Source organism: Pseudochrobactrum asaccharolyticum (assembly GCF_003314995.1).
GTDB classification, from domain to species: Bacteria; Pseudomonadota; Alphaproteobacteria; order Rhizobiales; family Rhizobiaceae; genus Pseudochrobactrum; species Pseudochrobactrum asaccharolyticum.
In genome coordinates, this window is record NZ_QNRH01000003.1 from 52,208 (window position 1) to 69,688 (window position 17,481).

At 50.2% G+C, this 17,481-nt stretch carries 16 protein-coding genes; 8 read left to right on the forward strand and 8 right to left on the reverse strand.

The window, feature by feature from the left end:
• Positions 1–143: 143 nt before the first annotated feature.
• The 3 genes from DFR47_RS08790 to DFR47_RS08800 all read right to left on the reverse strand — a co-directional run bounded on the left by DFR47_RS08790 (position 144) and on the right by DFR47_RS08800 (position 2,237).
• Positions 144–353 carry a cold-shock protein gene (locus DFR47_RS08790; protein WP_170137466.1) on the reverse strand — a complete coding sequence of 70 codons (210 nt, stop codon included), beginning with the start codon at positions 351–353 and terminating at the stop codon, positions 144–146.
• 356 nt (positions 354–709) lie between these two features.
• Entirely contained in the window at positions 710–1,057 is a 348-nt protein-coding gene (locus DFR47_RS08795; protein ID WP_113944054.1) for an RcnB family protein, read from the reverse strand.
• Positions 1,058–1,406: 349 nt separating this feature from the next.
• Positions 1,407–2,237: an IclR family transcriptional regulator gene (locus DFR47_RS08800; RefSeq protein ID WP_245416512.1), complete on the reverse strand. Its 831-nt coding sequence runs from the start codon at positions 2,235–2,237 to the stop codon at positions 1,407–1,409.
• 142 nt (positions 2,238–2,379) lie between these two features.
• Here DFR47_RS08800 and DFR47_RS08805 point away from each other — a divergent pair, with 142 nt between their 5' ends.
• Genes DFR47_RS08805 through DFR47_RS08835 form a run of 7 tightly spaced genes read left to right on the forward strand, consistent with a single transcriptional unit; the run spans position 2,380 to position 10,641 of the window.
• Entirely contained in the window at positions 2,380–3,321 is a 942-nt protein-coding gene (locus DFR47_RS08805) for an ABC transporter permease (protein ID WP_113944055.1), read from the forward strand.
• 44 nt (positions 3,322–3,365) lie between these two features.
• Positions 3,366–4,193 (forward strand): ABC transporter permease, encoded by an 828-nt coding sequence (locus DFR47_RS08810; protein ID WP_374788413.1) that lies wholly within the window; start codon positions 3,366–3,368, stop codon positions 4,191–4,193.
• Positions 4,193–5,977 carry an ABC transporter ATP-binding protein gene (locus DFR47_RS08815; RefSeq protein ID WP_113944057.1) on the forward strand — a complete coding sequence of 595 codons (1,785 nt, stop codon included), beginning with the start codon at positions 4,193–4,195 and terminating at the stop codon, positions 5,975–5,977. The genes DFR47_RS08810 and DFR47_RS08815 overlap by 1 nt, the downstream gene beginning before the upstream one ends.
• A 31-nt stretch (positions 5,978–6,008) precedes the next feature.
• The gene (locus tag DFR47_RS08820; protein ID WP_113944058.1) at positions 6,009–7,334 is read left to right on the forward strand and encodes an MmgE/PrpD family protein; all 1,326 of its coding nucleotides are present in this window, start codon (positions 6,009–6,011) and stop codon (positions 7,332–7,334) included.
• A gap of 17 nt (positions 7,335–7,351) precedes the next feature.
• Positions 7,352–8,914 carry an ABC transporter substrate-binding protein gene (locus DFR47_RS08825; protein ID WP_113944059.1) on the forward strand — a complete coding sequence of 521 codons (1,563 nt, stop codon included), beginning with the start codon at positions 7,352–7,354 and terminating at the stop codon, positions 8,912–8,914.
• 49 nt (positions 8,915–8,963) lie between these two features.
• Positions 8,964–10,256 carry an NAD(P)/FAD-dependent oxidoreductase gene (locus DFR47_RS08830; protein ID WP_113944060.1) on the forward strand — a complete coding sequence of 431 codons (1,293 nt, stop codon included), beginning with the start codon at positions 8,964–8,966 and terminating at the stop codon, positions 10,254–10,256.
• 16 nt (positions 10,257–10,272) lie between these two features.
• Positions 10,273–10,641: a RidA family protein gene (locus DFR47_RS08835; RefSeq protein WP_113944483.1), complete on the forward strand. Its 369-nt coding sequence runs from the start codon at positions 10,273–10,275 to the stop codon at positions 10,639–10,641.
• An 87-nt stretch (positions 10,642–10,728) separates the two neighbouring features.
• Here DFR47_RS08835 and DFR47_RS08840 read toward each other — a convergent pair whose 3' ends face one another.
• From DFR47_RS08840 to DFR47_RS08855, 4 genes are all read right to left on the reverse strand, one after another.
• On the reverse strand, positions 10,729–11,970 hold the full coding sequence (locus DFR47_RS08840) for a Gfo/Idh/MocA family protein (protein WP_113944061.1): 1,242 nt from the start codon (positions 11,968–11,970) through the stop codon (positions 10,729–10,731).
• Positions 11,971–12,074: 104 nt separating this feature from the next.
• Positions 12,075–13,256: an ABC transporter substrate-binding protein gene (locus DFR47_RS08845; RefSeq protein ID WP_113944484.1), complete on the reverse strand. Its 1,182-nt coding sequence runs from the start codon at positions 13,254–13,256 to the stop codon at positions 12,075–12,077.
• 58 nt (positions 13,257–13,314) lie between these two features.
• Complete coding sequence (locus tag DFR47_RS08850) at positions 13,315–14,325, reverse strand: N-acetylglucosamine-6-phosphate deacetylase (RefSeq protein ID WP_113944062.1); 1,011 nt, start codon at positions 14,323–14,325, stop codon at positions 13,315–13,317.
• Positions 14,307–15,056 (reverse strand): glucosamine-6-phosphate deaminase, encoded by a 750-nt coding sequence (locus DFR47_RS08855; RefSeq protein ID WP_113944063.1) that lies wholly within the window; start codon positions 15,054–15,056, stop codon positions 14,307–14,309. The genes DFR47_RS08850 and DFR47_RS08855 overlap by 19 nt, the downstream gene beginning before the upstream one ends.
• Positions 15,057–15,268: 212 nt before the next feature.
• Between DFR47_RS08855 and DFR47_RS08860 the strand changes: the two genes are divergently transcribed.
• On the forward strand, positions 15,269–16,474 hold the full coding sequence (locus DFR47_RS08860) for an ROK family transcriptional regulator (protein WP_113944064.1): 1,206 nt from the start codon (positions 15,269–15,271) through the stop codon (positions 16,472–16,474).
• Positions 16,475–16,641: 167 nt separating this feature from the next.
• Here the strand turns inward: DFR47_RS08860 and DFR47_RS08865 are convergent, their stop codons facing one another.
• Positions 16,642–17,481: an ABC transporter permease gene (locus tag DFR47_RS08865; protein WP_022710252.1), complete on the reverse strand. Its 840-nt coding sequence runs from the start codon at positions 17,479–17,481 to the stop codon at positions 16,642–16,644.

A 17,481-nucleotide genomic window follows, 5' to 3' on the forward strand; every position in this document is an offset into this window, starting at 1 on the left:
AAGTGCACAATGATGCGCTATTTTATTTTGAAACGATATTTTCAATCATAATAAAAAAGGCCAGACGAATAGTCTGACCTTCATCGGTATTAAGCTCTCCAAAGTGCCAGTACATCCGTGGTCACTGAAGAAGTTATACCTAATTAGAGAGCCTGCAGGTTTGTAGCAGACATTTTGCCCGAGCGGTTGTCACGCTCCAGATCGTAACCGATCTTCTGATTGTCAGCGAGGTCACGCATACCTGCGCGTTCAACTGCGGAGATGTGTACAAACACGTCTGCGCCGCCTTCATCAGGCTGAATGAAGCCGAAACCTTTTGTGGAATTAAACCATTTAACTGTGCCAGTGGCCATAACGAACCCTTTCATAGCAATAAGAGAATACCCACAACTTAAATACGTTGTGAAAGTGATAGCGATTTTTTGAAAGGAAGGTTCGTCAAAGGCGCGTTGTGCGCACTGAAAGCAAAGCTAAACAAGCAAATATCGATTTCAAAAAATATAGGTTGCAACTTACGCTATGTCAACTCATGGTTTGACTGGTGTTGATGGACTACTTTTAATTGAGGTTATACTGGTACCTGAAATTATAATTCACGGTGGCATGGATGGTTTGTAAAAGCGTTGTAATCAAAAGTATTTCGGGCACATGGCTAGGCACCATGCGCCCGTAAAAATGCTGTCTCTCTAAGCTAAGGTCGTGCGACTGCCTATCGTGTCATCATCATGGCTGCGATTAAACCTGTTGCTGCGGTGATCAATAAATACTGGTCATCGACTTTTACCCAATGCTGTCCACGCCCCGGCTTGCGCAATCCATACCGTTTGTAATCACGTACTTCCTGATGGCGGCGCCAGTCATTATATCGCTGACCTTTAGCCCAGCGTTTATTGTAGTGGCTGTTCTTAGGTGTGTTGTAATGCTTGCCATAACTAGGACGGTTTGGCTCATAGCGATGCTGTTCGGCTTTATGAGGAGAATGGAAATCGCGGGCTTGGGCTAATGGTGCACCAAAAAAAGTAAGCGCTATAGCTACTAGGATAGATTTCTTAAACATATTGCTCTCCTGTGTTATTGCTCACAGGTTAGAAGCTTGCGGATGAACCATAGATGAATGAATTCAAAGCATTGTATTACATATTCTTAATGTTGTATTTTCCATCGCCACAGTTGCTGTATTCGTTGAGATGAGTACGTTTCACTTTTAGATTACAGATATTGCACTAAGTTCTGCCATTTTAGATAAAGACATTATTGATTTAAAATGCGTTCGATCTTTTTCTTAGTGCAGGTCGAAATACCATGTTTGCCACGGTTGGTTTGTTCTGCAGTTCAATATGCGCGTGGGATCAGTCAAGAAAGAGCTATCTCCCGATGATCTGTTTGGTCAGGTATTGGATTTATAATCAGAACTCATCTTTGAGGCAGTCTTTGAGCAAATCAATATGATGTTGAATGATGTCACCTTTCATATTTTCCAGTGGAATATTGAAAGAAATAGCAACATTGACACGAAACGGATTGGGGCTTGGCAATGGTAAACCTAATCCGCCTACGCCTGGCAGATAATAACCCATATTAACGGCATAACCACGTTCAATGGTTTCATCAACTTGTTGTTTAACCACATCAACATCTACGTGACGCACTGCAGGATATTGACTGTAACGTTCTGAATTAGCCTGTAAAATTGCGTCGCGCTCATTCTCTGGCAAAGTGGCCATGAGTGCAACGCTGCCTGCGGCAATTCCTAATGGCATTCTTTCGCCGATACCGAATTGCTGTTGTGGCAGAATTGAGCGGCTTATCATTTCAGCACAAACTGCATCAAAGCCCGATTGTGCAATGATATAGGTCGTATATCCGGTTTTTTTTGTGAATTCTGTCATACCGGGCTGCAGCTTTTGAATTTGCGGTGTGAGGCGTTGCTGACGTTGTGCCAGCAGAAAAATGGCAGAACCCAGCCGGTAATGACCATAGCGTTCAGCAGGTTCCGCAAAGCCCTGTTCTGTCAGTGCCATCAGGGTTCTGTGGGCTGCCGATTTGGCGACATCCAGCGTTCTGGCAATATCTGCCAGCGCAGCACCATCTTCACCATAATCGCCTAGCAACAGCAAAATGTCCAAAGCCCGTGAGGCATTTGAGGATGAATTATTTGTTGTCATAAAGAATCTCATATTCCAATAATCAGAATAATTATAAATAATAATTCCATTAAAAGAAATATATTGACACAAACAAATTTTTTAGCTGTCATTAGAGACAGGAGAACACATAAATCGTGACCATGAATTGACAGGCATAACCCGCGGCTGAAACAGCCGGATGGGAACAGAAAAATATTGCTGCTTTCACGGTGACGGGAATCTCGGAGGGGAGATGCTGTCTTTTGTGATGAGGAGACTTGGCTTTGCCGCCATAACTCTTTTCAGCGTTTTAACGCTGGTATTTTTACTTGTAAGGATATTGCCCGGAGATCCTGCCCTGGTGCTGCTCGGAGATCAGGCGAGCCCTGCCAGTATTGCAGCGGTACATCAGAAGCTCGGACTGGATAAGCCGGTTCTGGTGCAATATGGAAGTTTTCTCCGGGATGCTTTGCAAGGCGATCTGGGGAATTCCATGATTACCGGCAGACCGGTCTCAGCGGAAATTCTCAATGTTTTGCCTTACACGTTGGAACTGACCATTGCGGCATTGGCACTGGGTCTCATCCTCGGGGTTCCGGCCGGTGTATGGGCGGCTGTAAAGCGCAATAAAATGCCGGATTACATTATCCGGTTCATCTCGCTACTTGGCCTGTCCCTGCCTGCTTTTGTGGCCGCCATTTTGCTGCTTATGGTGTTTGCTATTCAGCTGAAATGGTTTCCGGTTATCAGTGCCGGCGGCTCAGGAGATGTTCTGGAGCGCTTGCGTCAGATGGCACTGCCGACATTATCTCTTGCCCTGATTATGATGACTTACATAACCCGTGTGACACGTTCTGCCATGCTGGAAGTCCTGAGTCAGGACTATGTGCGTACCGCCCGCGCTAAAGGTGCATCGCAATATAGCGTGGTCTGGAAACATGCGCTTGGTAATTGCCTTGTGCCGATTGCAACGGTTGTGGGGCTATATCTCGGCATTCTGATTGGCAATTCAGTTCTGACAGAAATCGTGTTTTCCCGTCCGGGGCTGGGCAAGCTGATTTTGTCTGCCCTGACCCAGCGAGACTACACACTGCTGCAGGGCATGATTGTGGTCTACACCTTTATGGTTGTCATCGTGAACCTTCTGACAGACCTGACCTATGGCCTGCTTGATCCGAGGATTCAGTACAAATGAGCACGATTTCCACATCTTACGAAAAAAGAGCTTTCAGCTCAGTCATGCCGTTTCTGTGCAGGCTGGGGATATCAACATGGATTGGGATTCTTGTCGTTGTGCTGCTGATCAGTGCCGCAATATTTGCGCTGTTTCTTGCACCTTACGATCCGGCTGAGCAGGATATCTTCAAACAGTTGATGCCGCCGAGTTCTGAAAACTGGTTTGGCACAGATAATTTCGGACGGGATATTTTCTCCCGTTTGCTTTGGGGTGCCCGTTACAGCCTGACCATCGGCCTGCTGGCAATTGCTGCGGCAACGATAATCGGCTCGTTGATCGGTATGCTTGCAGGATATCTTGGCGGACGTACAGATATTATTTGCATGCAGATTATGGATGTAGTGCTGGCCTTTCCTTCACTTATTCTTGGGTTGGCGCTGGTGGCACTGATGGGGGCCACACTGACCAATATTATTATTGCGATTGCGTTTACTGCCATCCCCGCCTTTGCTCGAATTGCACGCGCTGCGGTGCTGACACAGCGCGACCGTGAATATGTGCAGGCCGGTCGTTCGATGGGGTTTTCAGGGCCGCGCATTCTGTTCCGGCATATTCTTCCGGCCATTCTTCCCGAAGTGATGGTGATGACATCACTCTGGATGGCAACGGCTGTGCGTACGGAAGCATCGCTGGCTTTTATTGGGTTGGGGCTTGCCCCGCCAACGCCGACATGGGGTGGCATGGTGCGTGAAGGTTTCGACAATATTCTTAATGCTTTCCATCTGGCTTTGTTTCCAAGTCTGGCAATTCTGCTGCTGGTACTTGCGTTTAATTTGATCGGTGACGGGCTGCGTGATGCGATTGATCCCCGTTTGAAGGATGCATCGTGATGAAGAATAATTCCATTCTGTCTATCAGGGATTTGCATATCTCTTTTGGTGCTGTTCCCGTTGTCCATGGCCTTAATCTTGAGATTGAAGCAGGAAAAACACTGGCGCTTGTCGGTGAATCCGGCTCCGGCAAGAGCGTGACCTCGCTTGCGGTTATGGGGCTTTTGCCGGAAGCAACCGGTCACGCAACCGGTTCGGTCCGGCTCGGGGATACGGAATTGCTTGGTCTTTCAGAAAACCGGATGCGCAGTATTCGCGGCAGTCAGATCAGCATGATTTTTCAGGAGCCGATGACATCGCTTAATCCGGTGCAAAGGATCGGTGATCAGCTGGCAGAGGTTATCCGGTTGCATCGTGGGCTGAAAGGAACAGCTTTGCGTGAAGCTGTGCTGGAGATGCTGCGTAAGGTGCGCATACCTGACCCCGAAACACGGATGAAACAATATCCGCATACTTTCTCCGGCGGCATGCGCCAGCGTGTTATGATTGCCATGGCACTGGCCTGCAATCCGAAACTGATTATTGCTGACGAGCCGACAACGGCTCTGGACGTGACCGTTCAGGCGCAAATTCTGGATTTATTACGTGAATTGCAGCGTGAAACAGGCACAGCCATTTTGTTCATTACCCATGACATGGGTGTGGTGGCCGAAATGGCGGATCATGTGCTGGTGATGCAAAAGGGGCGCGAGATTGAACGGGGCGAAGTTCACGAGATATTTTCGAATCCGAAAGATGACTATACCCGCACGCTGATTGCAGCAGCGCCAAGCCTTGTTGGACTATCGGTGAAACGTGTCGTGCCGCTGGAAGTTTTGCAGGAACTGCCGCTGACTGAAGGCTCAAGCGACACAAAAGATGCTCCGGTGATTACGGTCAATGATCTTTGCGTGCGCTTTCCGGTGCGCTCGGGGTTGCTCAGCAGACTGACCGGCAATGTCCATGCGGTGGAAAATGTTTCCTTCGCAATCGGCAAAGGCGAGACACTTGGACTGGTCGGGGAATCCGGTTCCGGAAAATCGACGATCGGGAAAGCGATTATTGATCTGGCACCTGTTCATGCAGGCCGGATTCAGCTTTCCGGACAAGAAATCGATTATAAAGATCCCAAAAGTCTTTCGGCTCTGCGCCGTGATGTGCAGATGATTTTTCAGGATCCGTTCGGTTCCCTGAATGCCAGACAAACCATCGGTTCCGCAATCATGGAACCGATGACTGTGCATGGTCTGGCGCAGGGCAAAGAGGCGCGGGAGAAAATGCACTGGCTCTTGGAAAGAGTGGGGCTTGATCCGCGCCGTGCTGCCAGCCTGCCGCACGAATTTTCCGGCGGACAGAGGCAGCGTATCTGTATTGCCCGCGCGCTTGCGATGTCACCGAAACTCATTATCGCGGATGAGGCCGTTTCTGCACTCGATGTGGCGATCAAAGGACAGATCATTGATCTGATGATTGATTTGCAAAAAGAATTCGGCGTTTCGTATCTTTTTATCAGCCATGACATGGCAGCGGTCGAGAAAATCTGTGATCGCGTTGCAGTCATGTATTTCGGCGAGATTGTAGAGATCGGCGCCAAGAAAGACGTCATTGCCAATCCGGTTCATCCTTATACGCAGCGCTTGCTGTCCGCGATTCCGGTCACGCATCCGGCACAGAGAAAAGCGCGCATTATAACCGCTGCCGATAAGGAAAAACCACGCAGTCCGCTGAAATCACTTGATTACAGCCCGCCGGTCAGCCGGTGGGCGAGGGCATCCGACGGGCACTATATCCGGCAATCCGCATAACGAAATGCAATGAGAACGGGGCATTTATTCAATGCATATCATCAATAAACTTGCTGCTTTTGCTGCGGAATACCCGCAGGGGCAATTGCCTGCAGATGTAAAGGAACGCATCAGGTTACTGGTTCTCGATCTGATTGCAGCAACCGGTGCAGGCTTTACATCTGATCTGGCAAAGGCGGCTCGCTACACAGCAATTCATGCTTATGGGGGAAATGCAGCGACACTCTGGCTCTCCGGAGAAAAATCTTCCGTTACCGGTGCTGCTCAGGCGAATAGTGCGGCGGCCAGTGCACTGGATATAGATGACGGTCATCGCGGAGCTGCTGGTCATTCCGGTGCCGGTGTTATTCCGGCAGCTTTGGCGGTGGCTGAAGCTTTGGGCAGTGCTGATGAAGAGATTTATGATGCGATTGCCCTTGGTTATGACATTGCGCTACGCATTGCCACCTCTAGACCAACGACTACGATTGACAGCTATAATAGTGGACGTTGGGTTGGGTATGGTGCCGCTGCGGCCGCAGGTCGGCTTTTAAAGCTCGATGCAGAGACAATGGCTCATGCATTAGCAATTGCCGGTGCTGAAGGGCCAATTGGTTATCCGTCCGGGACATCACGCTATCAGGGCACGACGGTGAAAGAAATGATCCCGCCTGCGGTTGTAGCAGGTATTACCGCTGCCTATCGCGCTGCCGCCGATGCTACCGGCCCCCGCGATTTGCTGGATAATGCAGAAAAATATGACCCTGCAATATTGCTGGCTGACCATGGTCAGCAATGGTGGCTGATGCAATGCTATCTCAAACCTTATGCCTGCTGCCGGTATATGCATGCAGCGGTCGATGCTATTCTGGCAATGCGTAAGCCGGAATTGCCGGTGCTTTCACTTAAAATCGAAACATTTCCGCAGGGGCTGCGCCTGTCCAATGAGCGCGCGCCGCAAGCACTCGAAGGCGGGCAATATAGTTTTTACTTCAGTTGTGCTCTGGCGGCTCTCAGGGGCGAGGCGGCACTACAACCGGTCAATCCGGATATGCTGGCTGACCCGGAAGTATTGGCACTGGCAGAACGAATTACGCTTGAGGCCACCTCTGACTTTGCTTTGGCTTTTCCAAAGTCAACACCGGCACGTGTGTCATTAGATCAGGGGCAGGGTATTCAGATTATGGAAGTACTGCACCCGCGTGGAGATGTGGCTAATCCGCTTGGTTATGCAGATATTGTCACGAAATTCCGGCGGATTACTGCAACCTATATTACTCCGGAAGATCAGCAGTTTTTACTTCAAGCTTTTGCGGACTTTCCGCAAGCAGGATTTACCCCCGTGCATGCTGCTTTAAGCAGACAAATTATAAAATAAAAGAGGAGGAGCATCATATGTACAAAACAGTTTTAAAAACCGGAGCGCTGGCAGCTTTTATGGCTTGCTCGGCACTGGTAACGGTACCGGCTTTTGCGGCTAAAACCGATCTCGTTTTAGGCGCTGCCGCAGCAGATGTCGGTAAGCTTGATCCGCATTTTGCCAATTCGACATCGGATCGCACACTGGTTGCATGGATTTTTGGCGGATTGGTGCGTTTTGCTCCGGGGAGTACCGACCCTTCAACGATTGAGCCTGATCTTGCTGAAAAATGGGAACATTCAGCAGATAAAATGGAATGGACGTTCCATTTACGCAAAGGCGTGCAGTTTCAGCAGGGATATGGCGAGGTTACAGCAGATGATGTCGTTTTCTCGCTCAATAAAGCAGGCAAGCCAGAAACATCAGCTTTTGCAACCGATTATGTTGCACTGAAATCGGTCGAAGCGGTTGATCCCTATACGGTGAAGATCACGCTTGCGAAAGCGGTGCCAAGTCTGCTCGGTCTGGTATCAAACTATTCCGGCGGTTTTATCCTGAGTAAAAAAGCCTATGAGGAACGTGGCGATGAGTTTCAACGCCGTCCGGTCGGTTTCGGGCCTTTCTCGCTGGAAAAAATCGAACCGAGTGTTTCAATCGAGTTCAAAGCCCATGATGCATATTTCCGCGGTAAGCCGAAGCTTGAGAAAATCATCTATCGCTTTTTGAATGCTGCTTCTGCACGCGATCTGGCCTTTATCTCCGGTGAGATTGATGTCTCCGCAGGTACTACAGATCAGAAATGGCTGGCGCGGACACGGGAAGTTCCGGATTCCGTCGTGGATATTTTTGATCCGGCTGAACTGACGCTGCTTCATGTCAACCGCACCAAAAAACCCTTTGACGATATCCGTGTCAGACAGGCGCTTGCTTATGCGGTTAATGCCGGGCAGATGGCACAGTTCCGCGGCAAGGAATTTACCCGTGAAGTGAAATCTGTCATTCCGAGTAATAATCTTGGTTATACGGATGAGGCAGGTGTTGTCTCCAACGATACTGCTAAGGCTAAGGCACTGCTGGCCGAAGCGGGTTATCCGGACGGCGTAACGATTAAAATGCTCTCCAGTCAGCTGCCAAGTCTGGAACAGTCAGCACAAATGCTGCAGGCTCAGGTTGCCAAAGCGGGCATTAAACTGGAACTGGAACCGGTTGAACACGCGACCTGGCATCAGATGATCCGGAAAGATCTGAGTTCTATCGTGATGTATGGTGCAGCCCGTTTTCCGGTTGCAGATTACTATCTCACACAGTTCTATCATTCAGACAGTATTGTCGGCAAACCAACGGCAGTAACCAATTTCAGCCATTGTGCTGTTGCTGATGAGCAGATTGTTGCTGCACGTTCAGAGGTTGATGCTGATAAACAGTTGCAGCTTTGGCACGAAGCACAAAAGCTGATTGTTGCAGATGTCTGCGCAATTCCGCTGAATGAAACTGCACAGGTTTGGGCGCGTAAGAAAAGCCTCGATTGGGGCTTCGAGCTGAAAGGCTCTTTGTCGCTCGGACCGCTTGTAACTGAACAAACACATTTCACAGATTGAAACCCTTCGTGGCTGGCGTCATGCCAGCCGCATTTCTCGTGGTTTGAACATGTCAAAACTGACTTATCCTGATTATTCTAATATTTGTGGCTGGAACGCGATGCTCTCGCCGCGTACGCCGCGAGCTGCACTTGATGGCGATATTCATGCGGATTATGCCGTTATCGGCGCAGGTTATACCGGACTTGCCGTTGCCCGACGTTTGCGTGAACTCCGCCCCGATGCCCGTATTGTTGTTGTTGAAGCGACGACAGTGGGAGAAGGCTCTTCCGCCCGTAATTCCGGTTTCACCGGTACTGATGTGCTGCCACGTAATATTACCGTGGAAATGTCTGAGAAGGCACGTTTGCAATCAAAGCTTTTCTCTGAATCTTTTGAATGGCTGACAGATGTTATCCGTAAAAACGATATTCAATGTGACATGCAGCAGGTTGGAGCAATTCGCGGTGCCGCCACAGAGCGTGGTGAAGCCTCCGTCCGTTCCGTTCTTGAGGTCGCTAAAAAGCTGGGTCTTCCTCATCAGGAACTGTCGCGCAACGACATTGCTGACAAAATCGGTACAGATTATTACCGATTTGGACTATATCTTCCTGATACGTGGTTACTACAGCCCGCAGCATTAATCCGCGGGCTGGCGGATGCTCTGCCTTCCGATGTTGAACTTTACGAAAATACACCGGTTGAGCGGATTGAACATCAGGGCAACTGGATATTGTCCACACGGTCGGGACAGATCAGAGCTAAAAACATTGCTTTGGCGAATAATGGTTTTATCCGGCGGTTTGGTTATCTGAATAGTAAAATGACGACCATCTATACCTATGCAGCTGTAACACAATCCGTAGCTGTGGCAGACAGAGCGCTGCTGGGCCACGACCAGTCATGGGGGTTGCTGCCGTCTCACCGGCTTGGCACAACATTGCGACGCATTGGTTCTGACAGGTTGATGGTGCGCAGTCTTTATGCACATGAGAAAGAGCTGTCACAGACTTATGTGGAAGCAGAATTGCGAAATCGTTTTGAACGCCGCTGGCCGGGTCTACGTCATGTCCAGTTTGAATATGTCTGGGGCGGAACCACAGCGCTGACGATGAATGGCTCCCCGTGGTGGGGCAAACTGGAAAACGGACTTTATGCTTCAGGCGGCTGCAATGGCAGCGGGATTGCCAAAGGCACGATGCTGGGGCGGCATCTGGCTGAACTGATGTGCGGTTTTGGCGATCATTCCATTCTTGAGCAAGTTATGGGGCAGGCTAATTTTATTGCACCAGAACCGTTCCGCAGTATTGGTTTTCGTGTGATCTCTGCTCTTGAAAGCCGCAAAGCCGGTCTTGAAATTTGATAATCGTGAGGATGAAATGAAACTTGAACGCAGTGATATTAATGCGCGGCGCAGCCGCTTAGTAAAATATAACGGTGTCTGTTATTTGTCCGGCCAATTTTCTGATAATGGCGGCACGATTGAAGAGCAGACGAAAGAAACGCTTGGAAAAATTGATGACCTGTTACAACGTGCAGGCAGTGATAAATCCCGTCTTTTAACCACGGAAATCTGGATTACATCCATGGCCGATTTTGAAGGCATGGATCAGGTCTGGAAAGACTGGATTGCTCCCTATGCACCACCGGTCAGATGTTGCTGTGCTGTTGAGCTGGGTGATCCGTCGATGCGCGTTGAGATTATGGTGAGTGCAGCAACGGGCGATGTTGAGCATATTGAGTTTTGACGAACCAAAATACCCCTGATCTGTCTGAAGCAGATCAGGGGGCACATTTCTCTTTGATACAATTTTGGTTTTGGTGCGCAGGCTTGATTAAAATCTTTGCAACTCAATAACTTTGCGACTGACACGTGCTTGTTCGGCAGCCAGCGCCATTAAATGACTTGTGACTGATTTATGTGCAGCGGTTCTGATCTCGTGACCGAGTGGTGCACGCAGCGCAGCAGCAAAGTCTTCCATCAACCGCAGATCGCCGCCCATATGATCACCGGCAAGTGTTTCAATTTGAATTGTGACATCCGGCCGGTCGTCAAAGAATTTAATCACCAGGCTGTCGTCTTCAAAACAGCCGGTCAGCTCTCCCTCGCTGCCGCCGATGTGGATATGGCGTTCGGTGCGCTTGTTGAAGGCGTGCACTTCAAAACTGGCGGTAATATTATTGGTAAATTCGATGCCGACAATCTGCCGGTCAACCACCGTATTGTCACTGTGATACACGCAGCGGCCATAAGGTCCGCTAAGGATCGCCTTTGTGCGTGCTTCAATGCTGGTATCAACTGAAATCATTGATACCGGCCAGCCGGTATGGTCTCCCAGATAAATCCGGCGTGCGGAATAGGGGCATGTCATTTCCAGCAGACAACCATCGAGACAGCGCTCAGCAGCGCCTTGCGGGGCATTTTCCGGTGTAAATTGTTTGAGGCTGCCGAAACTGGAAATACGTAAAGGCGTTTCATCGGTCAACCAGTGCAGAATATCCATATCATGGCTGCATTTTGCCAGTATTAGCGGACTGCCGTCTTCTAAGCGCCGGAAATTGCCGCGCACATAACTGTGCGAGTGATGATAATAGCCAATATTTTCGGAAGCGCGGATACTTTGAACAGTCCCGAAAGTCCGGTTCTCAATCAGCTCTTTGATTTTGGCAAAAAACGGTGTGTAGCGCAGCACGTGGCAGATCATCAAAAAGCGCTGGTTGCGTTCCGAGGCTTCTGCCATACGTTGACAGGCTTCAACCGTGGAAGCCATCGGCTTTTCCAGCAGCACGTTGAATTTTCGATCAAGGGCGGCAACGGCAACAGTTTCATGATCCTTGTCGAGATTGGCCACGACAACTGCATCAATATTTTTGAGTGTATTGAGCAGGGTGATGCTGTCTGAAAAGCAGTTTTCCGGCGCGATACCGTGTTTTCTAGCGAAAGCAGCAACTGCATCCGGTTTGATGTCGCAAACGGCGACAAATTTCATGAGATGCGGGTTTTTCAGGGCAATATCGCCATAGGCATTGCCGCGATAACCGGCACCGATAAGAGCAACCTGCGGGATCTGTGTCATACTGCTATCCGCTGTAACGGGAAAAAATGCGGAGCTTTAGAGCGCTGTATATCTGATAGACACAAGGCTGCAGGCTCCGCAGTCTGGGGGTGAAGGTGTAATGGTTATGATTTGCGTGCGCCGACCAGTTCATCCCACTTGCGGAAAGCCTGCACCATTTTTTCCGGTTTCAGCGGTAGCTCAATCGGATTATTGGCGATCAGGTCATCATATTCAGGGCGTCCGAATTGCTTGATAATGTCTTGACTATGCTGTGGCGCCATCGAAAGCGGTACATTTTTCACTGCAGGGCCCGGATAGAGCGAGCCTTCATTATAGGCAAAGGCCTGTGCTTCCGGTGTGAGCAGGAACGCCATGATATCCAGCGTCACCGCCAGAACATCCTCTTTCACGCCTTTTGGAATGCACATGAAGAAGGCATCGGAAACCCAGTGGAAGCCTTTCAGTGTAGAGATTTTGGCTGTCTCCGGCACAATGCCGACTGCGCGCGGATTAATATCCCAACCGGTGGTGGTCACGATAATATCGCGTGAACCTTCGCCGAATTCTTTCATCGTTGCGCCGGTACCCGCCGGATAATAATCAATATAATCGCCGAGTTCCGCGAGATAGTTCCATGTTTTCTCCCAGCCGTTGATCGGATCGGTCGGGTCTTTGTCGCCGAGAATATAAGGCAGCCCCATCATGAAAGTGCGGGCAGGGCCTGAATTTGTCGGGCGGGCATAGAGGAAGCGCCCCGGATTTTCTTTTGCCCAGGCCAGCAGTTCTTCAGCACTTTCCGGTGCTTTTGCCACACGCTCCGGTGCATATTCAAGCAGCGGGCCCGAAGGGTAATAGGTGACAACCACACCGTAACCGGCACCCTGAATTTTATGCAGGTTCAGGGCTGCAGGCTCGTAATTGGTCTCAATATCAGGGAAAGTTTCGTTAAATTCCGGCAGGATTTGCATCCATGTATCTTCGACAAGACCGGCTGCCAGTCCGTCACTGCCGGTCAGCACAAGATCAATATCAACGCGGTTGCTTTTTTGCTGCACTTTGAGCTTACCGGCGAGTTCCGTCACCGGTGCTTTCAGAAACACAATACGAGAAACCTTATCCGGATTGCGCTCGGCATAAAGCTCAAGGGCAGGCTGGACGAGCGACAAAGCTCCGCCGACATCCATCAGCTTCACTTCGACCGGTTTGGCAGGCAGCGGCATTTTGCGGGCAAAACTTAAGCCGCTCCCAGCCAGAAATGCGGTGGCGGATGCACCTGTAATCAGCACGCGCCGGTTCATTCTCAGATCATTGACTTTCATCCTGTTCCCCTTTTTATTTTTATAGGTTGAGCGGTTTTGATGCTTATGCGTCATGCTCCGGAAAGGTTGCTTTCCGTATAAACAGATCAGATGTCCATTCGATGAAACTCACAGGCTGCTTAATGCTTCGGGCAGTGAGGGCAGGTGCAAGAAGTGCCTCAACATTCTCGGATGCCATGCGCACTGCTTCATCAAAGGAGGCAATGCCCCATGTCACAAGATTGCGTACAGCCTGATCGAGACATAGCGTTGAACCGGCGAGACCGGCACCATTCGGGTTTTTGACCATGCCATTGTCATAGCGCTCAATCCGCATATCCGCGAAATGATAAAAGCCTGTCTCCGCCGCTGCTGCGGAAACCGCATCGGTTACCAAAACGGAGCGTGAAATCCCCTTCGCCCGTATCATGACTTTGAGCGCTTGCGGCGGAATATGGAACCCGTCGGCAATGAAGCAGGCGGTGAGGCGGTCTTCAGCTAACTGGGCAAACAGCGGATTATCCAGCTTTGGCATATGCTGCGGCAGGCCATTGCCGAGATGGGTGGAAAAACTGGCTCCGGCCGAGGCCGCTTGTGTTGCAGTTTCAAAGTTACAATCGGAATGACCGATGGCTGTGAGAATATTGCGGGCCTTCATCGCTGCAATGAATTCTTCAGAACCGGACAGTTCCGGCGCCAGTGTCACCAGCAGGATCGGTGTGGTGATCCGCGCCTGCAACTCATCAATCAGGCTGGCATATGGTGGTGTCATAACGCCAGCAGGATGGCATCCGGCAAAACCCTGTCGCGGATTAAGAAACGGCCCTTCAATATGCAGGCCTAAGCACATCAGGCGGCCAAGTCTGCTATGCTGAATGGCATTATCCAGCATTTGAATACGCTGCAGCAACACATCCGGTGCGGCAGTGATCAGCGTCGGCAAACAGGCGGTAACACCTGTCGCGAGCATGGCTTCTAATGCATGGTCGAGTTCAGATGCGGTAAGCATGCCGGAGTTGAAATCAACACCGGCAAAGCCGTTGACCTGAAGATCAGTTAAGCCTTTGGTGCGCATGACAAAAGCGACGCTGATTGTGTGTCGAGCAAAGCCACTGTGTTGTTGTGGTTTTGCAAAATGGATGCCGGATGAAGCGGCGTTACTGATCCCTCAAGGGCGTTTTTAACGGCTTGCGCCTTGCGTTGATCCGGCACGGAAAGAATGATCAGGGACGATTTCATAATCTGTTTAATGCTCATGGAGATGGCCTGAGCAGGCACATCTTCCAGCGTGGCAAACCAGCCTTCACCCATTTGCTGGCGGCGGCAGGCTTCGTCCAGATCAACAATAATATAAGGTTTGTCGGTCTCAAAATCGGCCGGCGGGTCATTAAAAGCCAGATGGCAATTTTCCCCGATGCCGGCAAAGCAAACATCAATGGTTTCATCCATGATCAGCTTGCTGAGCCTGCCGGCTTCTGCTTCCGGATTATCTTCGGCATTGATTTCATGGAGTGTGACTTTACCGCCGAGCGGTTCAACAAAACGCTCAATCAGATAGCGACGGAAGCTTGCCGGATGGCTCTTTTTCATGCCGACATATTCATCCAGATGGAAAGCGGTGACTTTGGACCAGTCAATATCCGGCTCACGGATCAGCACTTCCAGCATTTCAAACTGGCTGGCACCGGTCGCAACAATAATTGAGGCTTTCCCCTTGTTGCGCAGAGCCGATCTGATGGCTTGCGCACCACGTTTTGCCGCAGCCTCTCCCAATTGTTGTTTCGTGTCGAAAACACGTATTTCCACGCCACTCTCCCCGTTTAAAAAGGCAAAGCATCAGCATTCCCGCGCGTGACGCAGGCTGCTAAGCTCTGATTGTAAGGCTGATCGGTAATGTCGCTTTTTTAAGCTGACAATGACCTCTGCCTCCTCCTGATTAAAAGAATACACCTTCATTTTAGGCTTGCAAGTTATTTTTGAATAATATTATTCAAAATAATAATATGGGATGAGTTGCTATGCAGAATTTTCAGAATCTCCGCTTTTCCGATGCGCATCAGCGTGATTGTGCCCGTGTTGTCAGCAGTCTGCTGGAGGCGGACGGGCAGTCCCGCGCCAGCCTTGCGGCTGCCCTTGAACTCACGTCCATGACAACCTCCCGCATTATAGCGGATTTGCTGGATAATGGTTTTGTAACGGAAGACGTGGCGGAAAGGCGCGGACGCGGGCGCCCCGGAACACTTGTACGATTGAATGCAAAGCGGATCGGTTTCACTGTTATTAAAATGACCAGCTATCTGGTGGAAGGCGCTTTGCTGGATTTGCAGGGGAATATTATTGCCTCGCAGACAAAGCGTTTGAATGATGCTGCTGATAATCAGCAGATGACGGTTTTTCTGCAACAAATGATACAGACATTGCGGGCTTCACAACCGGATATGATGGTGCATGTCGGCACGACAATTCTCGTGGCCGGTATTGTCGATGTTAAAAAACGGGTCTGGCTGATTACATCCCGCTGGCCGCAGGTGCGGGACTTTAATCTCGCTGAAGCCTTGAACCCTGTTACGCCGATTGTCTGTTTGTTCCGCCAGCTGGATATCGAGCTGGATGTGCATTTCAAAGCAGAGACTGCGCCGGTCAATACAGCCGCATTATTGCATTGGGGCTGGGGGATCGGACTTGCCTATTGTTCCCGCGATGTCACCAGCATTGCCCATCAGGGGCCTTTTGGTGAGATCGGCCATTGGCGTTTTGATACATTACAGGATCGCCCTTGCGGTTGCGGAAACCGAGGTTGTCTGGAAACAGCCGTTGCCCTGCCGGTCTTGTTGCAGCAATTGGGGCTGGATGAACTGATCAGCTTGGGTCAAGAGCAGGATATCGGCGGATATTTGCAGGATGCATCATTTGCAGATCATGCTGATATGCAGCTGGCAACGCGTCTTGTGGCACGGGCGCTGGGCAATATGTGCCGCATTCTGTTTCCTGACAGAGTGTATCTGACAGGGCCGTTTACTTCTAATCAGGCTGTTTTTACTCAGTTATGCAGTCAGTTTCAGGCGGAAGGGCTGGTTGGTGCTTTAAAACTGCCCGATGTGATTATGGTACAAACCGAAAATCAGGACATTTTGCACAGCGCTATTCGTCCGCTGATTGAGAGTGCTCTCGGAAACTTACCCGCTATTGCAGCGGGGAATTATAGCGTATCCCGAAAAGTGTGAAGCGCCTTCGCGGGGAAATCAGTCCACCGGACTGATTTCTAAATCCCGCTTCGATCAGATAAGATACGCGTTGAAACAAATATTTAGAGCGATTTTACCGATTTAATTTTAACGGGAACCGCTCTAAACCCGCCGTCAGATCATATGCTCTGACGGCGGGTTTATTTTTAATTGTTAGACTGTTTGGCGCGAGCGACAATCTGTGTCGGATTAACAAAGCGCAGTGCCAGCAGCAGCCATACCAGAGTTGTAATCATATAGATCACTGCCATGGCATCAATAGACTGGACTGAGCGTACGCCCGAGGCAAAGACAGAATAATAGAGCGCCACAACAAGGGTTTGACTGGTTGGTCCTGCGGTGAGGAATGTCAGCTCAAACATGGCAACTGTGCGGACAAGCACCAGCAGCAATGCAGCCAGAATGCCGGGCAGCAGCATCGGCATCAGCACATAGCGGAACAGCTGGAATTTATTCGCACCAAAGACATGGGCAGCTGCTTCCACTTTCGGATCAATCTGTTCGATGAACGGGATCATCACCAGAATAACAAAAGGAACGGTCGGCACAAGATTGGCCAGTACCACACCCCAGAATGTCCCCCCGACACCCGCCTGATAGAGCACGGTTGCCAGCGGAATACCAAAGGTGATCGGCGGCACCAGCAATGGCAGCAGAAACAGCAGCATCACCAGATTGCGGCCGGGGAAATTGCGGCGCGCCATGGCATAGGCTGCCGTAACACCGAGCAGACCGGACAGAGCCACAACCGTGAAGACGATCTGGAAGGTGACAATCAGCACATCACCGAGCTGGAATTCCCGCCATGCGGTGAAGTACCAGCGCGTTGTCAGTGCCTGCGGCAACCATGTGCCGAGCCAGCGCGTTGAAAAGGACGAGAGCACGACTGTCGCGATCATTGCCAGCAGGTTGATGACAAAAAAGGCAACAATGACCCAGACGGCGGTGATCCACAATTTGGATCCGATAGAGGTATCTCTGATCAT